We start from the raw sequence: 26,094 nt of genomic DNA, 5'->3' as shown, positions 1-26,094 counted from the left end.
ACGAAACAGCAAACGCGGACGGTGTAGACATGGACCCTTTGATGGTCGTCCTGCTTTTGGCCATGGCGGCGGTGGTCGTCGTGCTGATCATGGGCATTGCGAATTTTGGCAAAAGCGGCATGAGCGCCGCTATGAAAAGCAACAAGATGATGCGCCTGCGCATTTTGTTCCAGTTCATTGCCGTGGTGCTGATTGTGATCTACGTCTGGCTGCGTGGGCAGGGGGTTCAGTAGATGGTCGTTCTCAACAAAATTTATACGCGCACCGGCGACGACGGCAAAACTGCGCTTGGCAATGGCGAACGCGTTGCGAAGTACTCGGGTCGGGTGACGGCCTATGGCACCGTGGACGAATTGAATGCGTTTGTCGGTGTGGCCCGGACCGAATCCGAAGGTGAGGTCGATGCCGCCCTTTCACGCATTCAGAATGACCTTTTCGATCTGGGGGCAGATTTCTGCCGACCTGACATGGACAAAGATGCCGAGGCCGACTACCCGCCCTTGCGCATCGTGTCTTCGCAGATCGAAAGGCTCGAGGCCGAAATCGACGCAATGAACGAAACGCTTGAGCCGCTGCGTAGTTTCATTCTGCCCGGAGGCTCGCGCCTGGCGGCGCATCTGCATGTCTGCCGTACTGTGTCGCGCAGGGCTGAACGTCTGGCTGTTGAGCTGACGAATATGGAGCCCGTGAACGAAGTGGCCGTCAAATACCTCAACCGCCTAAGCGATTGGTTCTTTGTCGCCGCACGCTGCGCGAACAACGGCGGCAAAGATGATGTGTTGTGGGTTCCCGGCGCGAACCGCTAGGCACCTGCCACGGGGAAACAAAATTTCGTCTCTTGTCGAAAAAATGACAAAACGCGACGTCTCGAAACCATGACGTGACGATTTTGCTCTGTTGCCGGGCATCGTGACCCGCTATCTAGGCCAGCGAGAGCATTGGTGGAGTCGCTGCGCGGCTTGCCGTTTTTGTAAGGAGCATACGCAAAAATGAAGGTACTTGTGCCTGTCAAGCGCGTGATCGACTACAACGTGAAAGTTCGCGTCAAAGCGGACGGTAGCGGTGTTGATCTCGCCAATGTCAAAATGTCGATGAACCCGTTCGACGAGATTGCAGTGGAAGAGGCGATCCGCCTGAAAGAGGCTGGCAAAGCTGACGAGGTTGTTGCCGTTTCGATCGGTGTGAAACAAGCGCAAGAGACCCTGCGCACCGCGCTGGCCATGGGCGCCGACCGCGCCATTCTGGTTGTTGCCGCCGACGACGTACATCAGGATATCGAGCCTCTGGCCGTTGCCAAGATCCTGGCCAAAGTGGTCGAGGAAGAGCAGCCGGGCATCGTTCTGGCCGGTAAGCAGGCAATCGACAACGATATGAATGCCACTGGCCAGATGCTGTCGGCCCTGTTGGGCTGGTCGCAAGGGACCTTCGCGTCCGAGCTGGACATCGAAGGCGACAGCGCCAAGGTCACCCGCGAGGTGGATGGCGGTCTGCAGACCATCAGCGTCAAGATGCCGACCATCGTCACCGTTGACCTGCGCCTGAACGAGCCGCGCTATGCGTCGCTGCCGAACATCATGAAGGCGAAGAAAAAGCCGCTGGACGAGAAAACCGCCGCCGATTACGGCGTCGACGTCACGCCGCGGCTGGAAATCGTCAAGACCGACGAGCCGCCGGCACGGGCCGCCGGTATCGTCGTGGGCTCGGTCGACGAGCTGGTCGAGAAACTCAAAGAAGCGGGGGCTGTGTAATGGCTGTTCTTCTTCTCGCTGAAGTCAACAATGGTGAGCTGTCGCTGGACGCCACCGCAAAGGCCGTCAACGCCGCAAAGGCACTGGGCGATGTGACCGTTCTGGCCGCCGGTGGCTCGGCCGCTGCTGCCGGTGAGGCCGCTGCCAAGATCGACGGTGTGTCCAAGGTTCTGGTGGCCGAGGATGCCTCGCTGGGTCACCGCCTGGCGGAATCGACTGCCGCCCTGATCGTGTCGCTGGCCGATGGGTACGAGCATATCGTGGCCCCTGCGACCACCGACGCCAAGAACGTGATGCCGCGCGTAGCCGCGCTGCTGGACGTGATGGTGATCTCGGATGCGTCCGGCGTGGTCGACGGCTCGACCTTCGAGCGTCCGATCTATGCAGGCAACGCGATCCAGACCGTGAAATCGAACGACGCCAAAAAGGTTGTCACCCTGCGTACCGCCAGCTTTGACGCGGCGGGCGAAGGCGGCTCGGCTCCGGTTGAGACCGTTTCGGTTCCGGGTTCCGAGGGCCTGTCGTCGTGGGTCGAAGACAAGGTTGCTGAAAGCGACCGTCCTGAACTGACCTCGGCTGGTGTCGTTGTTTCGGGTGGCCGTGGTGTCGGCTCGGAAGAGGACTTCAAACTGATTGAAACTCTGGCCGACAAGCTGGGCGCTGCTGTTGGTGCGTCGCGCGCGGCGGTCGACTCGGGCTATGCCCCGAACGACTGGCAGGTGGGGCAAACCGGTAAGGTTGTTGCACCTGACCTGTATGTTGCTGTCGGCATCTCGGGCGCGATCCAGCACCTGGCGGGTATGAAAGACTCCAAGGTCATCGTTGCGATCAACAAAGACGAAGAAGCACCGATCTTCCAGGTTGCCGACTTTGGACTGGTCGCAGACCTGTTCCAGGCGGTCCCGGAACTCACCGAGAAACTCGGCTGAGTATCGGACGCGGTCCTGAAAAAACGATCTGGAAAGGCCCGCCATTGCGGGCCTTTTTTATTGCAAGTCCTGAACGGCCTTAGCAAGCACATCGGCAATGCGCCGATGGGTTGCCGGGCCAATCATACGCTCGGCTATCGGCTGCTGCAGGGTTCCGAACAGCATGTCCTCCAACTCGTCAGAATTTCCGGACAATCGAACGGGCAGTGATACCAACTCAGCACAAAACGGCCTGAGCATGTTCGCCATGGAAGCATCGATCCGGATCGGATCAGCCTCGGCGTGGCCGTTCAGAGTGCTCGTATCTGATTGAAGCTTCAGCCACAGAACAATTACAGGCGTCTTCACCAGCCCCAGAAATGCGCGGATTTTTGTAACCCAGCTTTCGCACAGCGCGTCGGCTACAATATCGAACCGGGCGTCCTGATAGCTTTGCAATCGGCTGGCCAGGTGCCGCACGAAATGAACATCCGTGAAATCGACCTCGGGGTACAGAGCAACCATTTCTGGCGTTGGGCACAAAAAACGGTCGTTCCGTCGAGGGTGCACGCGGTAGAACGGATTCGACTGCTCCAGAACGCCGGGAAGTTGTAAGACACACAGCTTGGCGGCGTTTGCCATCGTCAGAAGACCTGCATCCTGGCTCATCGCCTCAACACCGCAAAACATGCTGCCCAGATTGATGCAATTGCTGCCAAGTCGGCTTTCGAGCACGGACGGAAACGGACGATCTACAAAACGCCCGAACGTCTCAGTGCTGCCGATACAGGCGGTATACGGGGCATCCAAAACACGTTGCGGCCCCCTGAACGGGAGGTTGGAACCGTCATAGGTACAGATAGACTCGGCGGCCCCACCCGCCGCCAAAGGTTGGTAGCTCATGATATTCACCCAATTATTTTCACCCGGTTGCCATCATGCGGCCCTAGGTCTTGCAGTTTCGTTAATGCGCGCATTTGAAGCGAAATTGACCGGTCCGCTCCCCTTGCCGCCGGGGGAGAACTACCGGTAGTGTCGCGGTATTCTGCGAACAGGGGCACCGGAGCATGGAAATCAAATCGGTCGGAGTGATTGGCGCGGGCCAGATGGGCAACGGGATCGCTCATGTCATGGCACTGGCGGAGTTTGATGTGCTGTTGAACGACATCAGTCAGGACGCGCTGGATGGGGCCATGTCGACCGTCGAGGCCAATCTGGCACGCCAAGCGTCGCGTGGAAAGATATCCGAAGGCGACGTCCAGGCCGCACTGGGCCGGATCACCACAACCTTGCACCTGCCTGATGTCGGGAAAACCGATCTGGTGATCGAGGCCGCGACAGAGAGAGAAACGGTCAAACAGGCAATCTTTGAAGATCTGCTGCCGCATCTTCAACCGCACACTATTTTGACCTCGAACACGTCCTCCATTTCGATCACCCGCTTGGCCAGCCGCACCGACCGCCCCGAACGTTTTATGGGGTTCCATTTCATGAATCCGGTCCCGGTGATGCAGCTGGTAGAACTGATTCGCGGTATCGCCACTGATGAAGACACCTATAAAGCTTGCAAAACCGTGGTCGATAAGCTGGGCAAGACAGCTGCCAGCGCCGAGGATTTTCCGGCATTTATTGTAAACCGGATTCTAATGCCAATGATAAACGAAGCCGTCTATACGCTGTATGAAGGCGTCGGAAGCGTTCAATCCATCGATCAGTCCATGAAACTGGGGGCAAATCATCCGATGGGTCCGTTGGAATTGGCGGATTTCATCGGGCTCGACACATGTTTGGCCATCATGAACGTGTTGCACGACGGTTTGGCCGACACCAAGTATCGCCCCTGCCCATTGTTGACCAAATATGTTGAGGCCGGATGGCTCGGCCGCAAAACAGAACGCGGTTTCTATGATTACCGCGGTGAGGTCCCTGTTCCGACGCGGTAAAGGGGGCCAGCCCCCTCGCCCGGATTTCATCCGGGCTCACCCCCGGGATATTTATGGCCAGATGAAGATTTGGATCAGGTCTTTTTGGAACTGCCCAAAGACAGGGTATGTTCGCGAAGCCAGGCCATGAAGCCACGGGGATCGCGTTCCAGCAATTCCATGTCCTCGTCCGGAATTGGGTCACCGATGACCGGGGACTGCGGCCTATTGCACGAGCGGACAATCTCGTGCAGCAGCAGGCCCTGGCGCAGAATTGGCGATACGCGGTTGGCGATCTGATACCAGCGCGAGTTACTGCCGGGGAAGAAAATCGGGACGACGCGCGCGCCCGAGCGACGGATCATCTTGGCGGTGAACACGTTCCATTCACGTTCCTGCGCCGGACCGAACCAGTCGTCCGAGGACATCACCACCCCTGACGGGAAAAGCGCAACAACGCCACCATTCTTGAGGTGATCCATCGCCTTGCTTCGCATTTCCAGCATCTTGGATTGCGCCTCGGGATCGTGAGGGAACGGCACAGGGATCATGAATGAGGTGGCGGCCTCGTCCAGCCCGGTCAGAACCGAGCGGGTCAGAATGCGATAGTCGCTGCGGACCCGTCCAATCAATTCGGCAAGGATCATGCCGTCGACCATACCGTGCGGGTGATTTGCCACGACCACGACTGGGCCCTTGCGCGGTATGCGGGCAATCTGGTCTGCCGGTGTGGTCAGGTCGATTCCCATCGTGCTAAGCGCGCCGCCCCAGAATTTCTGACCGCGATAATGTTCGTTCTGCTTTTCGAACTTGTTGACCATACGCAGAATGGTCAGCTTTCCGGTGAGCCATTCGATCGCGCGAATTGCCGTGGAGGTCCATGCATGGTCAAACGAATTCGCATAGGTCAACGTCCGGCGATCATAGATTTCACCCTGATCGGGTTCGTGATCCACAACCGGACCCGTCTTGGTATCGTGCGTGGTTTCCGCCAATGCCTGGTCTTCCCGTCAAAATATCGCGGCAGTTTCTGTCAGAACCCTTCTCCGAACTTGTCGGCCACCAGAGTCTCCAGAGCTTCTGCCAACGCCTCAGCATCCGGGCCAGACGTCTCGACGTCAATAGTGGTTCCGCGCGACGCTGCCAACATCAAAAGACCCATGATGCTGTCACCCGAGGCAGAAAGCCCGTCTTTTGAAACCTCGGCATTTGCGTCAAACCCTTCGACCACTTCAACCAGTTTGGCTGAAGCGCGGGCGTGAAGCCCTTTTTCGTTAATGATTTTCAAGCTTCTATTGACCATCTTAAACTATCCGCTTTCAATCCGGCGTCACATTTTGCGCGTTGATGTATTTTCGACCGGCCTCCATAGCCAGACGCACGGCATCGGCCACCGGTAAGTGGCGGCTTTTGGCCAATTTGATCAGCAAAGGCAGGTTCGCGCCATAAAGAATCCGCCGATCCTGGGGCGTGCAAGCCCGCAGGCTGAGATTCGACGGGCTACCGCCGAACAGGTCGGTGACGACCACAACGCCGTCTCCGACATCCACCTCATCGGCGGCACGGCAGATTTCGGCCTGCTTTTCCTCGCGGTTGTGGTCGGCCTCGATCGGGACAGCCACCAGCCCCGGCTGTTTGCCAACCACATGCTGGGTGGCGGCCAGATACTCTTGTGCCAGCCCGCCATGGGCTACTATTACGATCCCGATCAATCCGGCCTCACATTCAATGATCGACGCTCCATTTCGCGATGCCTTATTGACACCGGCTGCCCTGCCTCCGCAAGGGCCTTTGCAACGGCTTCCGCCGTGGCCACCGATCTGTGCTGTCCCCCGGTGCACCCGAAAGCCACCGAAAGATGAGCTTTGCCCTCGGCCCGGAAGGCCGGAAGCAACCCGATCAGCAGGTCCACGACACGGTCAAAGAAAGCTGCATAATTCATATCGGATTGAACATAGGTCGCCACATCCGGATTCCGACCGTCTTCGGCCCTTAATTCGGGACGCCAATATGGATTTGCCAGAAATCGGCAATCGAACACCATGTCCAAGCCCCGCGGCAGACCGCGCTTGTAAGAGAAGGATTCGATGGAAACGGCCAGATGTCGACCACCCTGCGGAGCAAACCAACGCTCAACTTCTTCGCGCAATTGATGAACATTCAAGGTTGAGGTGTCGATCAGGGTATCCGCAATCTCGCGGATCGGCTGAAGCAGCTCTTTTTCCCGCGTGACACCTGTTTCCGGGCTGGCATCCGAAGACACAGGGTGGCGGCGGCGGGTCTCAGAGAACCTGCGCAACAACACCTCATCGCTGCAATCCAGATAAAGCGTTGTCAGATCGACTTGCTCCATCCGGCCCAGCTTGGCGACCAGTTCGATAAAGCCGATGGTTGAAAAGTCGCGATTGCGTGCGTCAATGCCCAATGCCATCGGTTGCTGATCGTCTGCACCGTCCAGCAGGCGGGTCAGCAGCCCCATCGGCAAATTGTCGATCGCTTCGAACCCCAGATCTTCCAGAACGTGGATCGCGGTTGAGCGGCCTGCACCCGATGGACCTGTCACCAGGACGATACGCCTTTGCGTGGTTATCTGTTCGGCCATTCCGGGTCTACCCGCCCCATTTTCACATATTGCATCAGCGCTGCTGCCAAATTGGGGATGCCCGCAGCGTGAAGCAAGGGAACAGTTTGCCTCAGGACTGGGACGGTCATCGGGTCGGGTAACCTCTTGGATGTTTCCTGCCCCAGATCGACGACAACAGACACTGGAACCGGACCGGCCGTGTCTGCGCGCAGCAGGCCAATACCTCGCGCCTCGACAAGGCCGCGGATGGCGGGCGGCGCATCGGCGATGACCCTGCCCGCGTCCTCGGCCAAGTCGATCCGGTCGTCCCCTACCAACTGCGCGCCCAGCGCCATCATATGCAGCGCAAGTCCGGATTTGCCCGCTCCTGAAGGGCCAACGATCAACACCCCTTGCCGCAGGACCGCAACACAGGACGCGTGAACGCAGGCCGCTTCACGACCAACCGTATCTTTCAGAGATTGACACTCCATGACCCTAAATAGGTAGCCCCACAACAAAGCGTGCGCCAAGCGGGTCCGAGGTAATGTCTGCCTCGGTTGGGCGAATGTTTTCCGCCCAAATCACGCCGCCATGGGCTTCGACAATCTGTTTTGAGATGGCCAGCCCAAGGCCGGAGTTATTGCCGAAATGCTCCTCGGGGCGTTCCGAGTAGAAGCGCTTGAACACCTTGGTCAGCGCCTGATCGGGGATGCCCGGTCCCGTGTCTTCGACAACGATCAGAACCCGTTTGTCGCGCTGACGCACCCAGACACGGATAGCGTCACTTTCATGACAGAATGAGATCGCATTGGTGATCAGGTTGACGAAAACCTGCGCCAGACGTGCCTCAAGCCCGTTGATGATGATCGGCTCGGACGGCAGGTCAGTAATGTACTCGATACCCTTTGACTGCGCATCTTCACCCAGGAACTGGCCAATATTATCCAGCAATTTGAGCAGGTCGAACGGCTGTTCTTCTTCTTTAACCAACTCGGCATCCAGACGAGAGGCGTTCGAGATATCGCTGACCAGACGATCCAGCCGGCGCACGTCATGTTCGATAACGCCCAGCAGTTTTTCGCGCTGATCGTCCCGCTTGACCATGCGCAGGGTTCCGACCGCGGATTGCAGGCTGGCCAGCGGGTTCTTGATCTCGTGCGCAACGTCGGCTGCAAACTGCTCGTTCGCATCGATCCGGTTGTAGAGGGCGGTGACCATGCCGCGCAACGCACGGCTCAGGCGACCGATTTCGTCGGGGCGGGCACTGAGGTCGGGAATACGGATCCGCCCGGGATTAACGCCAGAACCACGATCCTTGCCCGTTTCAGCCGCCGAAGCCAGATCAGCCAGCGGGTTGGCGATGGTCGAGGCCAGGACCAGGCTGAGGCCAATGGAGACCAGCAGCGCAACAATGAACATCTGCAGGATACGCTCCTGCTCTTGCCGGGCAAGGGCGTCGATTTCTCCAGCGGGGCCTGCCATCGCGACGGCTCCGACGGGGGTGTTGTTCAACAGGATCGGCGCAACCGCCACGATCACTGTATCCCCGGCGTCATCCTGAACGGTCTGAACCTGCACCTCACCCTCCAGGGCGCGGGGAATGATTTCTTGCACGCGCTGTGCAAGGGTTGGGGCTTCCCCTTCGGGGGCGCGGCTAAAGAGTGTATGGACGCCCATCCAGACCGCATTAAGCGCATCGCTGATCAGAGTGCTGCCGGATGCGGCTCCGTTGTCTGAACGGATAAAGACCGGCACTTCAGACTCGGATACTGCACCCCGGGTCCATCCGATTAGTGTTCCGGTATCGTCATAGACGAAGACTTCACCACCTTCCGGCAAGGTGAGGCCGGATAGGGTATCACGAACATCCAGACCCACGGTTTCTCCACCAACCGTTAGGCGTGGCTGCCGCAGCTGGGTTTCGAACACGTTGCTGATCAGCTGGGCGTCGCCAATCAGGTTGCGCGCTGTCTGCTGCACCCTTTGTTCGCGGGAGTTGTCCAGATACAACAGCCCGGCCACCAGAATGACCAGAGCGATCAAATTGAACGTAATAATGCGCCGCGCCAACGGCGATCTGCGCAGCGAAAACAGATTGCGCCGCGAGCGTTTGGCATTCAGCTCGGCGGCCTCAGGGTCCTGCGGGATGACCCAGTCATCCCCAAGAACGACATCACCGTCGCGCAATTCGCTGGATTGTTCGGTATCACGCACGAGACCCTACCACCCCTTTAATCGGTCGCGTTTATTCTTCGTTATACCGATATCCGATGCCGTACAAAGTCTCGATTGCCGAAAACTCGGGGTCTGCGGCCCGCATCTTCTTGCGCAGGCGTTTGATGTGGCTGTCGATTGTCCTGTCATCCACATAAACCTGATCGTCATATGCGACGTCCATCAGCTGGTCTCGGCTTTTGACGAAGCCCGGACGCTGCGCCAATGCCTGCAAAAGCAGGAACTCGGTCACGGTCAATGAGACGTCTGCGCCTTTCCAGCTGACCGCATGGCGCAACGGGTCCATCCGCAACTCACCGCGCTCCATGACCTTGGCGTCCCCTGTGGCAGCGGCTGCCGTATCACCATCGCTGACCTCCTGTCGACGCAGCAGCGCACGGATACGCTCGACCAGCAGGCGTTGCGAGAAAGGCTTTTTTACATAGTCATCCGCGCCCATGCGCAGGCCCAGAACCTCGTCGATCTCGTCGTCTTTCGAGGTCAGGAATATGACCGGCATCTGGGTTTTTTGCCGCAGGCGCTGCAACAGATCCATACCGTCCATTCGCGGCATCTTGATATCCAGAACTGCCATGTCCGGCAGCTTCTTGTTGAACGCATCCAGCGCTGCCTGCCCGTCATTATATGTTTCGACCTCAAACCCTTCGGCTTCGAGTGTCATGGATACAGACGTCAGAATGTTTCTGTCGTCGTCAACCAGTGCGATCTTTGACATCGGGTTCACCCCTATTTCCTGCTCACTGCGAAATAATTCGCTTTTTTGTAAGGCATTGTTGGCGGTTTTAAGACGCCGAATCAATCCGTAACTGCGAATCATGCCTTTGTTGGGGCAGCTATGCGGCAAATTTGCCTTCATGGCCGCAAAATTCTGCCCGGATTTCCTGCACGAAAATTGTGGTGGCGCTAAACTGTAACTTGGTTGCGCTAACTGCGCCAAACCGTCCTGTTCATGCCCTAAACGACCGTGATAAGAGGCCTTTGACCGCCGGGTTGCCCCGGCATGAATGCCCCAAAGGCGCATCTGGCCAAACCGCCGTCGCGCCGCCACAGGAGAAGACACACATGACATCTGGACGGGTTAACCCGCAATTCCGCCTCGAAGATCAGGGCATCGAGGGTCTGGGCAATGTCTATTACAACTTCATGGAACCAGCGCTGATCGAAGAAGCGCTGAAACGCGGCGAAGGCACCCTTGGCAATGGCGGGGCATTTCTGGTCACCACCGGCAAGTTCACCGGTCGTTCGCCCAAAGATAAGCACGTTGTCAAAACTGACAGCGTCGCCGACAGCATCTGGTGGGAAAACAACGCCGCGATGAGCCCCGAAGGGTTCGATGCGCTTCACAAGGATATGCTGGCCCATATGAAGGGCCGTGATTACTTCGTGCAGGACCTCGTTGGTGGGGCTGATCCGGCCTATTCGATCAAGGTGCGCATGGTCACCGAGTTGGCCTGGCACAACCTGTTCATCCGCCACCTGCTGCGCCGTCCGGATCGTGAGGATCTGGATGATTTCATTGCAGACTTCACTATTATCAACTGCCCCAGCTTCCAGGCGGACCCGGCCAAGCACAACTGCCGCAGCGAAACGGTGATTGCGCTGAATTTCGACCGCAAGATGATCCTGATCGGCGGCACTGAATACGCGGGCGAAAACAAGAAGTCGGTCTTCACCCTGCTGAACTACATGCTGCCCGAGAAGGGTGTGATGCCGATGCACTGTTCGGCCAATCATGCCGTGGGCAACCCTGTCGACACCGCCGTGTTCTTTGGCTTGTCGGGCACCGGTAAAACAACGTTGTCGGCTGATCCGGCGCGCATTCTGATCGGTGACGACGAACATGGCTGGTCGGATCGCGGCACCTTCAACTTCGAAGGCGGCTGCTATGCCAAGACGATCAACCTTAATGCCGAAGCCGAGCCCGAAATCTACGCGACCACCAGCAAGTTCGGCACCGTAATCGAGAACATGGTCTTCGATCCCGAAACCAAGGAACTGGATTTCGACGACGACTCGCTGACCGCAAACATGCGGTGCGCCTATTCGCTTGAGTATATCTCGAACGCATCCAAAAGCGCTCTGGGCGGTCATCCCAAGAACATCATCATGCTGACCTGTGACGCATTCGGCGTGCTGCCTCCGATCGCGCGTCTGACACCGGCGCAGGCCATGTATCACTTCCTGTCCGGCTTCACCTCAAAGGTGGCGGGCACAGAGCGTGGTGTGACCGAGCCGCAGCCGACCTTCTCGACCTGCTTTGGTGCACCATTTATGCCCCGCCGCCCCGAGGCCTATGGCAACCTGCTGCGCGACAAGATCGCCCAGCACGGAGCCACTTGCTGGCTGGTGAATACCGGCTGGACCGGCGGAGCCTACGGCGTTGGCAGCCGGATGCCGATCAAGGCGACCCGCGCCCTGCTGACGGCAGCACTGGATGGGTCATTGGCCGATGCGGAATACCGCAAGGATGCAAATTTCGGCTTTGATGTTCCCGTCTCAGTACCCGGCGTCGCCGAGGTTCTGCTGGACCCGCGCCGCACCTGGGATGATCAGGAAGCATTTGACAAGCAGGCCGAGAAACTGGTGCAGATGTTTGCCGAGAATTTTGAACAATACGTTCCCTTCATCGACGACGACATCAAGGCCGTCGCCATTGGGTGACTGCATTAAAAGGGGCTGCAAGGCCCCTTTTTGTCACCTTACGTAGGGTTCACTTGTATAGGTTGACTATACAATTTAATTGCAGGCTATCACTGCTTCAGGTATCAAATTAAGCCATTATGACAGCCCCGACCTGATTCTCCTCGTGGGAAGGGCCTGTCTTGGTGCCGATTGGGGGCTTCTGCGATTTCACTCACACCCGCGTTGTGAGCTTACCAATCATATGGTGAATGAGTTCAATTGGGGTGAGTACCAAGCTGGGGTAGATAGAAATGCCTCTGATTTGCAAGCCTCAGCCGTGTGCTGGAATTAACAGGGAAGTCATGACCGAAATCTCGAAACTCGCTGAACTACGCAGACTGATGCAGAGCATGGAACGCACATTGGGGCTGGAAGAACTATCTCCCGTCGAGCGTGATATCTATTATGCCGCTGAGGAACTGTCCAAAGCCCATCAGGAAGTGCGCACTTTTGGCCTGATCGAACACACCCTGGTTCAAAGCGTCTCGCGCCCAACATTTTTTCGCGCACTGAAGTCGCTGGTTCAGAAAGGGTATCTGTCACAGAGCGGTAGCGCCAACCGGGGGCGATATATCGTACATGCACCCAGGTGATACGCCCCTGCGGCAAGTACTCGGCTGATGCCCGTGCGTGGTTGGGTAACGGACACATTTTTCGCCTCATTGGCCTATGTGGTGGCCTCGCTTCTGACCTTTGAGGTTCTGATGCCGCTGCAAAATGTCTTTTTTCCGGAATATCCCAGCCACGCCAGCCTGCTGTTTCTGCCGCATGGCGTACGCGTTTTGGCGGCCTGGCTGTTAGGGTGGCGCGCGATCTTCGCGCTTCTTCCGGGTGTGTTCCTGGTTTTTGCAATGGTTGGTGGATGGGATGTCCTCCTGCCAAGTCGTCTACTGGCCATCGTCATCGCAGTGACAACGGTACCGGCTGTGTTCTACGCGTGCAGATGGGTGGGATGGGATCTGTTTCCCCATCCAAACCGGCAGCCATGCTGGTCCTGTGTTATGGGGGTCGGCGTGATCACCTCAGTCCTGGTTGCAATTCTGACCAACCTGGCCTTTGGCAGCGCCACGATAGAATATTTCGCCTATCTGATCGGCGACATCTCGGGTCTGTTTTTCCTGATGCTTGTCCTTTACTTTTCATTCCGCTTTGCGGACCGACGAGCCTGAAGCCTTAGCCCAAAAGCCCGCGCCGCAACAGGTTCAGGCCAGCGATCAACAGTACCAATAAGGTCAGCTTGCGAAATTGGGCCTGATTGATCCGGCCTTGCAAGAACATTCCGCCCCACATCCCTACCAGAGCAGGCAGTATCAGCACCGCTGAAAACGTGGCCGTTTCAGCCCGTAAAATCCCCGAGCCGGTATGCGCGGCAGCCAATGCAACGGCACCCAACCCGTATACGACACCTTGCACGCGCATCTGTTCCTGCTTCGGAGTATTCAGCGCCGTCAGATAGGCGACGGTCGGTGGGCCCCAAACCCCGGACACTCCCCCGACAAAACCGGCAACCGCACCCGACGCGGCCTCGACCCGGAAAGATGGTTGATCCAACACCAGTTTCAGCCCCAGCAACTGCACCAGCGCGAAGAAAGACACCGGGAAACCGATCAGCGTCAGAAACATCGAAGGCGACAGAATACTGACAAGCTGCGCACCGGCCAGCAGAAAAATCAGACCAACCCCAAGAAACACCCGAAACTGACAAACTGAGTGCCAGGCCGCGCCCGCCCCTTCACGCAGGGCCTGAACGCCATTGGTGACCAATGTCGGCAGGATCAGCCCCGCCAAAGCCAGATGTGGCGGCAGAACGATGCTCAGCCCTGAAATCATCACCATCGGCATGGCGAATCCCACCATGCCTTTGACCCATCCCGCCAGAAACGCGACGGCCAACGCCAGATAGAGGTCCTGAGGCTGTATGATTGAGAAAAGCGACACGCCCCTTCATAACACTGGAGAATTTCTCTGCACTGCAAAATTCATAGCGCAATAATTGAACTTTTTTTGATCATTTTTCGTATTTTTGTTGCGCTGCACTTGCAGCATGATATGACCAGACGACCGAATGAAGGACGCGATTCATGGCCCATGACGGACAGGATATGACCACCATGACTACACCGGCTGTTTTGCCTGACCTGCTTGCACTGACGTCAGCCGCCGTGCCTGCGGTTGATGGCGTGTTCCACAAAGCACGTGAATCGGTGCGGGAAATGGTTTCCAAGGATGGCCGTGTTTCGGGCGCGTTGATCGAGGCACACCAGACAGCGGCCCATGGCCTTGCGTGGTTTGCAACCTATCACCAGGCACTGACACAGATGCAGCGCTGGGCCGAAGCGTTACAGGCCGAGGGTAAATTCGGCGAGATCGAACAATTGCTTCACCAGATCGCCTTCGGTGAATACCTGCATCAGGTGGCAGGCGGCATTCCGATGAATCAAGGTGAGGTCGTGCGCCTTCAGGATATGGGTCTGGGTTGGGACGCATTGTCCGGCTTCCAGTGCCCCGAGGTGCAAACGCTCATGGCGCAGGCCAACTCTCAAGCCGCGCGCACCCGCCTGGTTGAACTGGTGCAGGACCAGCCTGGCGCTACAATGTTCGGCGCCTCAGGCCTTGATGAAGAGCTTGAGATGATCCGCGACCAGTTCCGCCGCTATGCGCAGGAAAAGGTCGAACCCAACGCGCATGAATGGCACCTCAAGGACGAGCTGATCCCGATCGAGATCATCGAGGAACTGGCCGAAATGGGTGTCTTTGGCCTGACTATCCCCGAAGAGTTCGGTGGATTCGGCCTGTCCAAGGCTTCGATGTGTGTGGTGTCAGAGGAACTGTCACGCGGCTATATCGGTGTTGGGTCGCTGGGCACCCGGTCCGAGATCGCGGCTGAATTGATTATCGCGGGCGGAACAGATGAGCAAAAAGCAAACTGGCTACCGAAACTGGCCAGCGCCGAGATCTTGCCGACGGCTGTCTTCACCGAACCCAACACCGGCTCGGATCTTGGCAGCTTGCGCACCCGTGCCGTGAAAGACGAGAATGGCGACTACCAGATCACCGGCAACAAGACCTGGATCACCCACGCGGCACGAACCCATGTCATGACCTTGCTGGCGCGAACCGACCCCGACACCGCTGACCATCGGGGCCTGTCCATGTTCCTGGCCGAGAAGACACCGGGCACCGACGAGAATCCCTTTCCCACACCCGGCATGACCGGCGGCGAGATCGAAGTTCTCGGCTATCGCGGCATGAAGGAATACGAGCTGGGGTTTGACGGTTTCCACGTAAAGGGCCAGAACCTGCTGGGCGGTGAAGAGGGCAAAGGCTTCAAACAATTGATGGAGACCTTCGAAAGCGCCCGCATCCAGACCGCCGCCCGCGCCATCGGCGTGGCGCAAAGCGCGCTGGATATCGCAATGCAATATGCACAGGACCGTAAGCAGTTCGGCAAGTCTTTGATCAACTTCCCTCGTGTGTCAGGCAAATTGGCGATGATGGCGGTTGAGATCATGATCGCGCGGCAGCTGACTTATTTCTCAGCCTGGGAAAAAGATCACGGCCAGCGCTGCGACCTTGAGGCCGGGATGGCCAAGCTATTGGGCGCAAGGGTTGCCTGGGCTGCAGCAGATAACGGTTTACAAATCCATGGCGGCAACGGATTTGCACTGGAATACAAGATCAGCCGCGTCCTGTGTGACGCGCGGATTCTGAACATATTCGAAGGGGCTGCCGAAATTCAGGCACAGGTCATCGCGCGACGTCTGCTCGGTTGATCGAGGTTCGGCAATCCCGTTTCCCCAACTGGCCCGGCCCCAACGCCGGGTCTTTTTCTTGATCGGCTGGCTTACGGTAACGCTGGGTGAAACCCATGTATTGGCTGCTCCCTGATCCGCTGATACGCAAACTTCCCCTTTGATCCCCGACAGAAGCCGGTTACAGCACGCAAAAGATATTCTAAATCCGAGCAGTTGGCCGCTACATGACCAGACAATTCCTAGCCGTTTGCATGACCCTTGTCGCACTTGCCGTTGGCGGCTGCGCGACCACCTACCCGACCGCCAGTCAGAACGATATTGATGCGCTGGCGCAGGCCATCCAAAAACTGGGCCCTGAGGTTGATCCGGTCGAGGCACGACAGGCCGCCACCATCTCGTACACCTATTCGCAACAATTGGCACGAGATTGGCAGGTTACCGACTCGGCCATTGTCCATAACGCCAAAGTCATCAACGGGTTCCGCGAGCGTGGTTTATGCAATGACTGGGCTCAGGCCATGACACAGCGCTTGCGGCAAGAGAACTTTCGCACATTGGATCTGCATTGGGCCACGTCTCCGCCGACACCGTTCCGTATCATCCACCATTCGGCACTGATCAGCGCCAAAGGGGATTCGATGTATGACGGCATTATTCTGGACCCCTGGCGGAACAGCGGCGCGCTGCATTGGGCCCCAACGCGCGAAGACACCCGCTATAACTGGCGCCCCCGGCTTGAGGTCCGCGAAGAGCTTCTGAACGGAGAATTGGCGTTCTGACCGAAGTTTTCATCGAAACGCAGATAGGTTAAATCCTGATCATGACACGCCTGATCATGACCCTGCCGCTGGTGGCCCTGTTTCAATGCGCCAAAGACGAAACCGTTGCGGCCTACGGCGCGGCAGATCAGACATGGGTTCTGCAGGAAATCGACGGGCAACCCTATGGGGCAAGCGCCCTGTTGCGGTTTCCGGACGAGGGCAAGATCGCCGGAAACGCCCCGTGCAATAGCTATTCAGGCACCCTGAACGCGCCCTACCCATGGTTCGAGATCACCGATCTCGCGGCCACCCGCGCCGCCTGCGCAGGGCTTGAGGCCGAAGGGGTCTACTTTGCCGCTCTGCTGTCCATGACTCAATCCGAAGTGTCCGGAGATGTGCTGATCCTACGCAACGAAGACGGGCACGAGATGATCTTCAAAGCCGCCGACTAAACTGCTCAACAAACCGCGCCCGTGCCTCTGGTAGTGGATGATGGCCCAGAGACGGAGCCAAACGCTGTTCCATAAAATAGCCTGTCGTCCGTAGCGCCTCGGCGACCTCGGCGTCGGGGGCGACCCCTTCGCCTCGCAGGCATGGCGGCAGCGGCAACAGTTTATCCGCCCACTCCCCCGCTCCTTTTGCGCTGACCGCGCGGCCCGTCTTGGGCGAGACATAGATCAGCCCCTCGGTCGCGCCGGTTACGGCGCAAGTGGACAAGTCCAAACCGAAACCCAATTCCTCAAGCAACGCCAGTTCCCACCGCAGATAGGCCAGCGGCCAGATGTCATCCTGCCCCAACAAATCCATCAGTTGTTCCGTCTGCCTATAGATAGACGGATGCGGCTCACGTTCCGGCAGGCAAAAGGACAACAAAGCCACCACTGCATTCAACCCCGCCAGTGCCAGCCGACCAGAGAACGCAGCCGCAGCTCGGGAACGCAAAGGTTCAACCTGAAAGGTGCCGATATGTTCCTCTAGCCGCGCACGCCAAAGCACATCCAGTTGCGCCCCCGGTTGCAGGACCGGAGCGATCTTGCGGCTGGCCCCCCCGCGCACGACACCGGCATGACGTCCGTGGGTTTCGGTAAATACCTCAATGATCGCCGCAGTCTCACCATGGCGACGAGAGGTCAGGAGTATGCCGTGATCGCGCCAGTCCAATACAGGGTCCTACCAGTGGATAGATTAGAATGTCCGCAGAAAACCGCGAAGAACGCATTTCCGCAATGGTTTTGCGCATCGGAGACTGAAAGATGAAGCGATCATTTGATCTGGCTGAAAGGCATAAGTCGTATAGGCGGACTTACCGACCGTTCGTCTACCCGATCACACTTTTTAGAACGCGTTGATAGAACGCGCCTTGTGCATCCTCATCAGCAGGTCCTACGACCCATTCTCGATCCAAATTCAGTGCTCCCGCGGGTACGATTTGCCGCGCGATCTCGGGCGGCGTGGTTTCGTCAAACGTTCCATTCCTCCAGTCGTGAAAGGCTGATGAGTATCGAACGACCGCTCCGCTATTCGGCAAATCCAGCAACCCGCCCTCGGCAAAAAACGTCAATCCATCGCCCATTTCTTCGCCGATGAGTTTGAGCCTATTTCCCAAACGATGTTTAAGGATGGCTACAAACACGATCGCTGCGGAAAACGTGAATTTATCCACAAACACAACAACCTGCTGACTTGCGCTTTGCGAAATCGCGTCGATCAGTGGCATCGTTAGAAGAAAATCGCCGCCGGTGTTTCCACGAACGTCAACTAAGAGTGTTTTGCCTGAGCAGGCGCGCACGCGTTCCACTGCATCCGAGATGGCTTTGGGCAGCGCAGTTTCGCTCGGATCAAAGAAACTTGGCAATGCTATTGAAAGCCCAAGCTCTTGCCAGTCCTGTATTTCCACAAATGTCTCGGGTTCCCACGCTGGATCAGCCCTGCCGTGCTCGTTTCTTGGGTAGAGCTTTGATGCAGGAACAGTATTGCCGGTTGCAACTTTCAGATTGGCTATCTGCCCTTTTTCGTCCTGCACACGATACTCGATCGTACCTCCGTTTGACGAAAAGCCCAAACGTGTCAATGCGTACGGCCAAGCCAGAAGGATCGGCCCGATGACCCGTTTCCGTTGGCACGTGCCCGCCAGAAATTTCTCCGCAGTGGCTTCGATTTGGCTCAAGGCTGCGCCGTTGACTGCTATCAACTTTCCTCGTGGTGCAGTTACCCCCGGCGCGGCCCCAATGAGGTGCACCGAACGCCCCACACTTACGAACCTTAGCGGTAGCACCGAAATTGCATCATTCGGGATCAGCCGTGTGTGCCCATTACCGGGAAGTGCCAATAGGCGCATCGCGGACATCAGAAAGGCTTCGGTGGAACTCTCCAAAGCGTACCGCCGGCAGTCACTAATGCAGCTGTCCACCACCGCCTTTTCGACCCGCCGAAAGCTGGGATCGGTTGGCAGAGCAGTTTCCAGAATTTGGTCCAGGTCTTCTGTCAGCGACATGGCTCACAGTGGGCATAGCCGTTCGTCAATGTCCAGATTAGACCCGAAGCCGACACGTCAGCATCCTTCTACTCCAACCCATCCTCTCCCAACAAATGCCGCCCTTGTCGGTCCTCGACCTCGATCACCCAAAGATCGGGGTCAAAGCTACGCTGTTTGGTGATGGCGGAGTCCACGTCGCCCTCAGGCCCCGAGGACAATTCAACCCACTTCCGCTCCCCGCTCATCAGATCAAAGCTGCGCTGATACGCAACCGCCTGACCGTCAAGGGTGTTCAGTTTGACCAGAACCGCGCCCGCCGTATCATCGCCGTGGGTCACGACGAAGGCGGGGATTTCCTGCAACCGCAGCCGCGCCAGATAGGCGTGGACCCAGAACTCTGCCGTAAGACGAGTCATGCGTTGCCGTCTTTGAAATCCAGGCCCATTTCCGAGTAACGCTCGGATTCTTCCAGCCAGTTGGGCCGGACTTTCACTTGCAGGAACAGGTGGATCTTGCGGTCGAGGAATTCTTCCAGCTCCGCCCGCGCGGCCTGACTGACCGCCTTGATGGTTTCTCCGCGTTTGCCCAGCACGATGCCTTTGTGACCGTCGCGCATGACATAGATGACCTGATCGATCTTCGCCGAACCATCCTTGCGCTCTTCCCAGTTCTCGGTCTCGACGGTCAGTTGATAGGGCAGTTCCTGATGCAGGCGCAAGGTCAGCTTCTCGCGCGTCATTTCAGCCGCGATCATGCGCAGGGGCAGATCGGCAATCTGGTCTTCAGGATACAGCCACGGACCTTCGGGCAGTTCCGAAGCCAGCCATTTGCGGAGATCGTCGACACCGTGGCCTTTCTCGGCAGAGATCATGAAGGTTTCGGCAAACGGATAGCGGGCGTTCAGGTCACTCGTCAGGGCAAGCAACTTCTCGGACGGCACCTTATCGATCTTGTTGATGGCCAGTGCGATCGTGCGGCCCTGCCCGATCTCTTCCAGACCTTCGAGGATGCGCTCGACACCTTCCGTGATGCCGCGATGCGCTTCAACCATCAGAACAACGACATCCGCATCAGCAGCCCCGCCCCACGCGGCGGCAACCATCGCACGGTCCAGTCGGCGGCGGGGTTTGAAAAGGCCCGGTGTGTCTACGAACACCAGCTGCGCGTCGCCCTCCATCGCTACACCGCGGATGCGGGCGCGGGTGGTCTGCACCTTGTGGGTCACGATCGAGACCTTGGCCCCGACCATGCGGTTCAGAAGGGTGGATTTGCCTGCGTTGGGCTCTCCGATCAGGGCGATAAATCCGGCGCGTGTGCTCATGTGTCCTGCGATCCTGTTTGCAAGTGCGCACCCCTATAGCAGAACGCAACCCCGGACCAGAGGGATTTGTCGCATTGCGGACCTGTGTTGGGGATGTCACCAAAGCGATACGCCGCGCCAATGCCAGCCAGGCGATCATCCTTTGCAATGAGGCAAAATATGAAACGTCGCGAGTTTCTTTTGGGTAGCGGGGCGGCCGCGGGTGCGCTGGGTCTGGGAGGCTTGGGTTTGGCCGCAGGGGCGCAGGAGCTGGTGATCCAGCCCGCAAGCTTTGCCCTGCGCGATCAGGTAACGCGAGGTATGGTCAGCCTGTCACCTGATGCGCCGCCTCCGGTACTTTACGGCAAGCAGGGTGAGGCGATGCGGTTGCCCGTGCGCAATACACTGCCCGATTACACTGCGATGCACTGGCATGGGCTGCGCATTCCCAACGGGATGGATGGGGTTCCCTATTTGACCCAGATGCCTTTGGGCCAAGGCGAAACCTTCCACTATGAGTTTACGCCTCCTGATGCAGGCACCTACTGGTACCATCCCCATTGCATGACGATGGATCAGATGGCCCACGGGTTGACCGGCGTTATGGTGATTGCCGAGGCCGAAGATCCCGGCTTTGACAGCGAGCAGGTGATTAATCTGCGGGATTTCCGGCTGGATGACGCGGGCGCTTTCCTGCCGGACTATACACAACGCGGTGCGGCGCGGGCCGGGACGTTCGGCAATGTTCATACGGCGAACTGGCTGCAGGCGCCGGTCTATGACCATGGCGCTGGCGGGCTCGTGCGGCTGCGCGTGCTCAATTCAGACACGACACGGATCTACAGAGTGAATCTGGACAGCTCCAACGCCCGGATCATCGCGTGGGACGGGCATCCGGTGGATGTTGAAGTGCCATTGCCCAGCGCCAAGGAACCGTTGCTGCTCGGCCCCGGCCAGCGTGTCGATTTTGCGGTGAAGATGCCCGAAGGTGAAGGCCAGACAGTGAACTTGATGGTCAAGCTGCCCGGGCAGCCCTTGCGGGTGATGGCTGGATTACGGGCGGTTGGCGCGTCCGTGGCCAGAGATTTGCAAGAGCTGAAGCCTCTGCCTGCGAACCCCATTGCCCGACCTGATCTGAAGGGGGCTGAGCTGCACGAGTTCGTCTTTGGCTGGACCCCTGAAGGAGGAGAGCCGAATAACGGGTTCTGCGGATCGCTTGGGTATAATTTCTGGTCGATCAACCGAAAGCCCTGGCCGGGAGACGCCGCCACAGATGTCGGGCCTCTGGCAACACTGGAACTGGGTAAAAGCTATATTCTGCGCCTACGCAATGAATCCCCCAATCTGCATCCAATCCATTTGCACGGCTTGGCTTTTGTACCGCTAAAATCGAATATCCGCACCTTGCCCCGGTTGATGACTGACACGATGTTGCTGCTGAAAGATGAAGTTGTCGAGATCGCTCTGGTCGCCGACAATCCGGGCGACTGGGCATTCCATTGCCATGTGATCGAACACCAGAAAACCGGGCTGACAGGGTTTATTCGGGTGGTTTGAATCTGAAAGATGACCGGAGATGCCACGTGCTCTGCCGATGGGTATTGATTGAGAGGACAGCTTTGGGGGCCAGCCCCCAAACCCCCGGGATATTTTTAGCCAGATGAAGAGGGATCCCGTTTCGGGGCAGCCCCGTTACTTGGTCAGACGGTCCAGCAAAGCCTTGGCCGCAGCCTGCTCTGCCTGGCGTTTTGATCCGGCGGTTGCCTGTGCCTCTGTTCCATCCTGCAAACGTGCTGCAATCGTGAAGATTGGGGCGTGATCGGGGCCGCTTCGGTTGAGTTCGACGTAGGATGGTGGCTTTTGGCCACGCGCCTGCGCCCATTCCTGTAAAGAGGTTTTGGCGTCACGGGCGTCGGCCTCGACATCATGAACGCGGTCACCCCACAGTCTTAGGATGACGTCACGCGCGGCCTCAAAACCGGCATCCCGGTAGACGGCGGCAATCACGGCCTCCATCGCATCTCCCAAAAGGGCCTGTTTGCGGCGTCCCCCGGACAGCATCTCGGACCGGCCCAGTTTCAACACCGCGCCCAGATCGATCTGACGGGCGACATCAGCGCAGGCCTCTTTGCGGACCAGCGCATTGAAGCGGGGGGCAAGCTGCCCTTCTGAAGCGGTTTTGTCGGCCTCAAGCAGCGCGGTGGCCATTACAAGGCCCAACACACGATCCCCCAGAAACTCAAGCCGCTGGTTGTCGGGGCGCGTAGCGGAGGAGACAGAGCCATGGGTCAGTGCACGCACCAGAAGTTCAGGGGTGGTGAACTCGTACCCCAAACGGTGTTGAAACGCTTTTATCTCAGCCGAAAGCTTCAATTGACAGCCTTGAAGAAGCGATCACCGCGCCAGGTCCAGAAAAACAGCATGGATCGGCCAGCTGACGAGAACATGATGCGATCCGCGCGACCGATCAGGTTTTCATAGGGCACGAACCCGACGCCGCCAGCAGATTTTGGCAACCGGCTGTCGGCCGAGTTATCCCGGTTATCGCCCATAAAGAAATAGTGCCCGGCAGGTACAGTATAGACGCCGGTATTGTCCGATCCCTGGTTGCCAATATTGAGAACGTCATATGAGACCCCATTCGGCAGAGTTTCGATTAAACGTGTCTTCTCACAAACTCCACCAATCCCAACCGGGCCGTTTTCACAGCGGGGGCGCAGACCCTGAGGACCCTGTGGTTCGGCTATTTCGGTGAAAACCCCATCCGGTTGTTGCGGCACCGGAGTACCGTTCAGAATGACCTGACCCTCGCGGATCTGAACCTTGTCGCCCGGCAGGCCGATCAGGCGTTTGATGTAGTCGCGCCCTGTAACCGGGTGACGGAAGACAATAACATCGCCACGCTCGGGCTCGCCACCCCAGATACGGCTTTCACCGTCCCCTTGCATCCAGCCACAGATATCTTCAGCGTCGATGTTCAGGCCGACCCTTGGAATGATCAGGCTGGGGCATGAGGCGTAGGAGTAGCCGTACGCCATCTTGTTGACGAACAGAAAATCTCCGATCAGCAGTGTCTGCTTCATCGAGCCTGAGGGGATCCAGAAAGGCTGAAAGAACAGGGTGCGGAAAACGCCCGCAATCAGCAGGGCGTAGACGATGGTTTTGATCGTCTCCCAAACGGCGTTACCTGTTTTGGCTTCCTCGGCCATACTGCTCTCCGGTCCTTTGGTTGTTGGGGTGCTACATGCGGGTCAGGTAGGGGCAAGTCAAGGCTGCGCGGTGCGTTCTTCAAGTGGAAGCGCCTCGATCACTACGAATGCCTGCGCCCAAGGGTGATCGTCGGTCAGGGTGACGTGGATAATTGCTTCATGGCCCTTGGGCGTCATCTCTTTCAGGCGCTCGGCAGCCCAGCCTGTGACGTGCATGATGGGCTGGCCTGTGCGCAGATTGGTCACGGCCATGTCTTTCCACGAGATCCCCATTCTGAGCCCGGTTCCCAGCGCTTTTGAGCACGCCTCTTTCGCGGCCCAACGTTTGGCATAGGTGCCTGCGGTATCCGCCCGGCGTTCGGCCTTGCGCTGTTCGGTTTCGGTGAAGACGCGGTTGCGGAATCGGTCGCCAAACCGATCGAGCGTACCCTGGATACGCTCGATATTGGCGAGGTCTGTGCCGATGCCGAGGATCATCTGGAAAAGGCCGATCTTACAAGCCCTAAGCCCGCAACTGCAAACAGACCGGCGACCACGCCATCGATCCATCGGCGAAACCTGCGATAGCCCGCCATCATGCCGCCCACTGAAAACACAACAGAGTACAACAGGTTGTTTAGGAACCCTGCGGCGACACACACAAATGTTGCTGCGGCCACGGATATCAGGCTGTCATCCGGGCCAAGCCCGACGGACAAGGCTGCCATCCATGCAATGACCGACTTTGGATTGGACAGATTCAGGATCAGCCCCCGCCAGAACCAACGGCCCTTGTACGATACAGTCACATTGTCTGACCGCGGTTGCATCGCGGATCGGCCCGATTGCCAGGCCAACCACAACAGGTAAAGGCCACCGAGAACTTTCAGAACCATCAAGACATAAAACGAGCTTTGAAGGACTGCCCCCATGCCGCTAGCGGCCACCATCCCCCAAAACACCAAACCACAAGACAGCCCAAACCCGTAGATCAGACTGGTTTTTCGGCCATAACTCATCGCAATGGCAGCATTTGAAATATTTGCCGGGCCAGGAGACACAGCCACGACAAAAAATGCAGCAGCGGTAATGGCAAGTGCGGAGACGTCTATCATTCGCGCGCCTCATCCATCAGGCGGCGCATTTCCTGTATCGCTGGTGTCAGGCCCAGAAAGATCGCCTCACCGATCAGGAAGTGGCCGATATTCAGTTCGCGCACCTCAGGGAAAGCCGCAACCGGCCGCACGGTATCATAAGTCAGGCCATGGCCAGCGTGAACCTCAAGCCCCAGTGAATGAGCGAATGTGGACATCTTGCGCAGAGCTTCCAACTCGCGCGCGGCGTCTTCCATTCGGCCTTCCGCATGCGCGTCACAATAGGCACCGGTGTGCAGTTCAATCACCTCGGCCCCGATGCGGTGGGCGGCCTCGATCTGACGCTGATCAGCGGCGATGAAGATGGACACGCGGCAGCCGACGTCGCGCAGAGGGGCAATAAAATGCGCCAGCTTGTTTTCTTCGCGTGCAACTTCAAGCCCGCCCTCGGTCGTGCGTTCTTCGCGCTTTTCGGGCACGATGCAGACGGCATTCGGTTTGTGCCGCAGGGCGATTTTCTGCATCTCATCCGTCGCGGCCATCTCAAAGTTCAGCGGAACTGACAGAACCTCCATCAGCCCGTCGATATCGGCATCGGAAATATGGCGGCGATCTTCGCGCAGATGCGCCGTGATGCCATCGGCCCCGGCCTCCTCTGCCAGTTTCGCGGCGCGCAGCGGGTCCGGATAAGCTCCACCCCGAGCATTTCGTACAGTGGCCACGTGGTCGATATTCACACCCAACCGCAGATGATTATCAGTCATCTTTCGAATCCTTTTTGAACCTTCGGGCCGACCCTATCGGTTTTGCGGCCGAAGCGGCAATCTCTGCCTGAGCCAAACGTTTGATTTGCTGGAATTTCGCTTTGATTTTCGCGCGACGGCGCTGCTGATAGGTGCGGATCAGGGGCAAACTGAGATAGCCGCAGATTGCCCCTGCGACAAGGCCCGGAACAATCCCACCGATCATGTAGGGGTAGAATACTTCGTGGTAAAAAACCTCGAGCCCGCGCCAATCGGCGACGTTGTCGGTGAACATTGCCAGAAAGTTGTTCTTGAGGTCGCCCAGCGCACCAGCAAATTTCCCCATCAGCCCGTGGGTATCGCCTTCGTCAAAATCGGTTCCCAGCAGAAAATGCCCGGTCTGCAGACAAATCACCCCGATGGGCACATAGGTCAGCGGGTTGCCGAAAAAGGTACCGCTGAGCGCCGCCAGAATGTTGCCGTTGATCAAGCGGGCACCAATAGCTGCCACGACGAAGTGCATGCCATAAAACGGCGTGAAGGCGGCAAAAACGCCGGCGCCGATGCCGCGCGCGATGCGTTCAGGCGAATCCGGCAGTCGCCGCACGCGGTGTTTGACGTAGTGAAAGGCGCGAGTCCAGCCGCCGCGCGGATAGACGAATTCCGATGCGATCTGGATGGGCGAGCGTCGATCTCGGCGCTTGAAAACCACTCCT

General features: G+C 58.0%; 31 protein-coding genes. 12 read left to right on the top strand and 19 right to left on the bottom strand.

Going from position 1 to position 26,094, the window contains the following annotated elements; genetic code table 11:
* The first annotated feature begins 29 nt into the window (after window positions 1-29).
* The 4 genes from ACP0GE_RS14745 (at window position 30) to ACP0GE_RS14730 (ending at window position 2,677) form a co-directional block, all read left to right on the top strand.
* Window positions 30-233: a twin transmembrane helix small protein gene (locus ACP0GE_RS14745; protein ID WP_424833855.1), complete on the top strand. Its 204-nt coding sequence runs from the start codon at window positions 30-32 to the stop codon at window positions 231-233.
* Window positions 234-806: a cob(I)yrinic acid a,c-diamide adenosyltransferase gene (locus ACP0GE_RS14740; protein ID WP_424832672.1), complete on the top strand. Its 573-nt coding sequence runs from the start codon at window positions 234-236 to the stop codon at window positions 804-806.
* A gap of 183 nt (window positions 807-989) precedes the next feature.
* Window positions 990-1,748 (top strand): electron transfer flavoprotein subunit beta/FixA family protein, encoded by a 759-nt coding sequence (locus ACP0GE_RS14735; protein ID WP_424832671.1) that lies wholly within the window; start codon window positions 990-992, stop codon window positions 1,746-1,748.
* Window positions 1,748-2,677, top strand: a complete 930-nt coding sequence (locus ACP0GE_RS14730; protein WP_424832670.1) for an electron transfer flavoprotein subunit alpha/FixB family protein — start codon at window positions 1,748-1,750, stop codon at window positions 2,675-2,677. The genes ACP0GE_RS14735 and ACP0GE_RS14730 overlap by 1 nt, the downstream gene beginning before the upstream one ends.
* 57 nt (window positions 2,678-2,734) lie before the next feature.
* On the opposite strand, the gene ACP0GE_RS14725 is transcribed toward ACP0GE_RS14730, so the two are convergent.
* Window positions 2,735-3,559 carry a DUF6473 family protein gene (locus ACP0GE_RS14725; protein WP_424832669.1) on the bottom strand — a complete coding sequence of 275 codons (825 nt, stop codon included), beginning with the start codon at window positions 3,557-3,559 and terminating at the stop codon, window positions 2,735-2,737.
* A 164-nt stretch (window positions 3,560-3,723) separates the two neighbouring features.
* Between ACP0GE_RS14725 and ACP0GE_RS14720 the strand changes: the two genes are divergently transcribed.
* The gene (locus ACP0GE_RS14720; RefSeq protein WP_424832668.1) at window positions 3,724-4,599 is read left to right on the top strand and encodes a 3-hydroxybutyryl-CoA dehydrogenase; all 876 of its coding nucleotides are present in this window, start codon (window positions 3,724-3,726) and stop codon (window positions 4,597-4,599) included.
* A 74-nt stretch (window positions 4,600-4,673) separates the two neighbouring features.
* On the opposite strand, the gene ACP0GE_RS14715 is transcribed toward ACP0GE_RS14720, so the two are convergent.
* From ACP0GE_RS14715 to ACP0GE_RS14685, 7 genes are read right to left on the bottom strand one after another with little or no spacing between them, the layout of a single operon-like run.
* Entirely contained in the window at window positions 4,674-5,573 is a 900-nt protein-coding gene (locus tag ACP0GE_RS14715; protein WP_424832667.1) for a lysophospholipid acyltransferase family protein, read from the bottom strand.
* A gap of 38 nt (window positions 5,574-5,611) precedes the next feature.
* Window positions 5,612-5,881, bottom strand: coding sequence for an HPr family phosphocarrier protein (locus tag ACP0GE_RS14710; protein ID WP_424832666.1), 270 nt, complete (start codon window positions 5,879-5,881; stop codon window positions 5,612-5,614).
* 16 nt (window positions 5,882-5,897) lie between these two features.
* Entirely contained in the window at window positions 5,898-6,290 is a 393-nt protein-coding gene (locus tag ACP0GE_RS14705; RefSeq protein WP_424832665.1) for a PTS sugar transporter subunit IIA, read from the bottom strand.
* Entirely contained in the window at window positions 6,287-7,180 is an 894-nt protein-coding gene (gene rapZ, locus ACP0GE_RS14700) for an RNase adapter RapZ (protein ID WP_424832664.1), read from the bottom strand. The genes ACP0GE_RS14705 and rapZ overlap by 4 nt, the downstream gene beginning before the upstream one ends.
* Window positions 7,165-7,635, bottom strand: coding sequence for an HPr kinase/phosphorylase (locus ACP0GE_RS14695; RefSeq protein WP_424832663.1), 471 nt, complete (start codon window positions 7,633-7,635; stop codon window positions 7,165-7,167). The genes rapZ and ACP0GE_RS14695 overlap by 16 nt, the downstream gene beginning before the upstream one ends.
* Before the next feature lie 4 nt (window positions 7,636-7,639).
* Window positions 7,640-9,358, bottom strand: a complete 1,719-nt coding sequence (locus tag ACP0GE_RS14690) for an ATP-binding protein (protein ID WP_424832662.1) — start codon at window positions 9,356-9,358, stop codon at window positions 7,640-7,642.
* 31 nt (window positions 9,359-9,389) lie between these two features.
* A complete protein-coding gene (locus ACP0GE_RS14685) occupies window positions 9,390-10,094 on the bottom strand; it encodes a response regulator transcription factor (RefSeq protein WP_424832661.1) in 705 nt (234 codons plus the stop codon).
* A 347-nt stretch (window positions 10,095-10,441) separates the two neighbouring features.
* Here ACP0GE_RS14685 and ACP0GE_RS14680 point away from each other — a divergent pair, with 347 nt between their 5' ends.
* The 3 genes from ACP0GE_RS14680 to ACP0GE_RS14670 all read left to right on the top strand — a co-directional run bounded on the left by ACP0GE_RS14680 (window position 10,442) and on the right by ACP0GE_RS14670 (window position 13,230).
* Entirely contained in the window at window positions 10,442-12,040 is a 1,599-nt protein-coding gene (locus ACP0GE_RS14680) for a phosphoenolpyruvate carboxykinase (RefSeq protein WP_424832660.1), read from the top strand.
* A gap of 323 nt (window positions 12,041-12,363) precedes the next feature.
* Window positions 12,364-12,654 (top strand): hypothetical protein, encoded by a 291-nt coding sequence (locus tag ACP0GE_RS14675; RefSeq protein WP_424832659.1) that lies wholly within the window; start codon window positions 12,364-12,366, stop codon window positions 12,652-12,654.
* A gap of 27 nt (window positions 12,655-12,681) precedes the next feature.
* Entirely contained in the window at window positions 12,682-13,230 is a 549-nt protein-coding gene (locus ACP0GE_RS14670; RefSeq protein ID WP_424832658.1) for a hypothetical protein, read from the top strand.
* Between the two features lie 4 nt (window positions 13,231-13,234).
* Here ACP0GE_RS14670 and ACP0GE_RS14665 read toward each other — a convergent pair whose 3' ends face one another.
* Complete coding sequence (locus ACP0GE_RS14665; protein WP_424832657.1) at window positions 13,235-13,999, bottom strand: sulfite exporter TauE/SafE family protein; 765 nt, start codon at window positions 13,997-13,999, stop codon at window positions 13,235-13,237.
* Between the two features lie 143 nt (window positions 14,000-14,142).
* Here ACP0GE_RS14665 and ACP0GE_RS14660 point away from each other — a divergent pair, with 143 nt between their 5' ends.
* The 3 genes from ACP0GE_RS14660 (at window position 14,143) to ACP0GE_RS14650 (ending at window position 17,029) form a co-directional block, all read left to right on the top strand.
* On the top strand, window positions 14,143-15,834 hold the full coding sequence (locus ACP0GE_RS14660; RefSeq protein ID WP_424832656.1) for an acyl-CoA dehydrogenase family protein: 1,692 nt from the start codon (window positions 14,143-14,145) through the stop codon (window positions 15,832-15,834).
* A gap of 206 nt (window positions 15,835-16,040) precedes the next feature.
* A complete protein-coding gene (locus ACP0GE_RS14655) occupies window positions 16,041-16,595 on the top strand; it encodes a hypothetical protein (RefSeq protein ID WP_424832655.1) in 555 nt (184 codons plus the stop codon).
* Window positions 16,596-16,636: 41 nt separating this feature from the next.
* Complete coding sequence (locus tag ACP0GE_RS14650) at window positions 16,637-17,029, top strand: META domain-containing protein (RefSeq protein ID WP_424832654.1); 393 nt, start codon at window positions 16,637-16,639, stop codon at window positions 17,027-17,029.
* Here the strand turns inward: ACP0GE_RS14650 and recO are convergent.
* The 4 genes from recO to era all read right to left on the bottom strand — a co-directional run bounded on the left by recO (window position 17,013) and on the right by era (window position 20,374).
* Entirely contained in the window at window positions 17,013-17,738 is a 726-nt protein-coding gene (gene recO / locus ACP0GE_RS14645; RefSeq protein ID WP_424832653.1) for a DNA repair protein RecO, read from the bottom strand. The two genes, ACP0GE_RS14650 and recO, sit on opposite strands and share 17 nt — an antisense overlap.
* A 157-nt stretch (window positions 17,739-17,895) precedes the next feature.
* Window positions 17,896-18,600 (bottom strand): hypothetical protein, encoded by a 705-nt coding sequence (locus ACP0GE_RS14640; protein ID WP_424832652.1) that lies wholly within the window; start codon window positions 18,598-18,600, stop codon window positions 17,896-17,898.
* Window positions 18,601-19,139: 539 nt separating this feature from the next.
* The gene (locus ACP0GE_RS14635) at window positions 19,140-19,469 is read right to left on the bottom strand and encodes a DUF1491 family protein (RefSeq protein WP_424832651.1); all 330 of its coding nucleotides are present in this window, start codon (window positions 19,467-19,469) and stop codon (window positions 19,140-19,142) included.
* Complete coding sequence (gene era / locus ACP0GE_RS14630; protein ID WP_170761868.1) at window positions 19,466-20,374, bottom strand: GTPase Era; 909 nt, start codon at window positions 20,372-20,374, stop codon at window positions 19,466-19,468. Before era ends, ACP0GE_RS14635 begins: the two co-directional genes overlap by 4 nt.
* 159 nt (window positions 20,375-20,533) lie before the next feature.
* Here era and ACP0GE_RS14625 point away from each other — a divergent pair, with 159 nt between their 5' ends.
* On the top strand, window positions 20,534-21,910 hold the full coding sequence (locus ACP0GE_RS14625) for a multicopper oxidase family protein (RefSeq protein ID WP_424832650.1): 1,377 nt from the start codon (window positions 20,534-20,536) through the stop codon (window positions 21,908-21,910).
* Between the two features lie 135 nt (window positions 21,911-22,045).
* Here ACP0GE_RS14625 and rnc read toward each other — a convergent pair whose 3' ends face one another.
* From rnc to ACP0GE_RS14595, 6 genes are read right to left on the bottom strand one after another with little or no spacing between them, the layout of a single operon-like run.
* Window positions 22,046-22,726: a ribonuclease III gene (rnc, locus tag ACP0GE_RS14620; RefSeq protein ID WP_424832649.1), complete on the bottom strand. Its 681-nt coding sequence runs from the start codon at window positions 22,724-22,726 to the stop codon at window positions 22,046-22,048.
* The gene (gene lepB, locus ACP0GE_RS14615; RefSeq protein ID WP_424832648.1) at window positions 22,723-23,562 is read right to left on the bottom strand and encodes a signal peptidase I; all 840 of its coding nucleotides are present in this window, start codon (window positions 23,560-23,562) and stop codon (window positions 22,723-22,725) included. The genes rnc and lepB overlap by 4 nt, the downstream gene beginning before the upstream one ends.
* A gap of 57 nt (window positions 23,563-23,619) precedes the next feature.
* A complete protein-coding gene (gene acpS, locus ACP0GE_RS14610; RefSeq protein WP_424832647.1) occupies window positions 23,620-24,039 on the bottom strand; it encodes a holo-ACP synthase in 420 nt (139 codons plus the stop codon).
* Complete coding sequence (locus ACP0GE_RS14605) at window positions 24,036-24,656, bottom strand: LysE family translocator (RefSeq protein ID WP_424832646.1); 621 nt, start codon at window positions 24,654-24,656, stop codon at window positions 24,036-24,038. Before ACP0GE_RS14605 ends, acpS begins: the two co-directional genes overlap by 4 nt.
* Window positions 24,653-25,399, bottom strand: a complete 747-nt coding sequence (locus ACP0GE_RS14600) for a pyridoxine 5'-phosphate synthase (protein WP_424832645.1) — start codon at window positions 25,397-25,399, stop codon at window positions 24,653-24,655. Before ACP0GE_RS14600 ends, ACP0GE_RS14605 begins: the two co-directional genes overlap by 4 nt.
* A complete protein-coding gene (locus ACP0GE_RS14595) occupies window positions 25,392-26,090 on the bottom strand; it encodes a DUF2062 domain-containing protein (protein ID WP_424832644.1) in 699 nt (232 codons plus the stop codon). Before ACP0GE_RS14595 ends, ACP0GE_RS14600 begins: the two co-directional genes overlap by 8 nt.
* Between the last annotated feature and the right edge of the window lie 4 nt (window positions 26,091-26,094).

The organism is Ruegeria sp., from assembly GCF_965243365.1.
In the GTDB taxonomy this organism is placed as follows: Bacteria; Pseudomonadota; Alphaproteobacteria; order Rhodobacterales; family Rhodobacteraceae; genus Ruegeria.
Note: the sequence above shows the minus strand (reverse complement) of the source record. Positions and strands in the feature narration are given on the sequence as shown.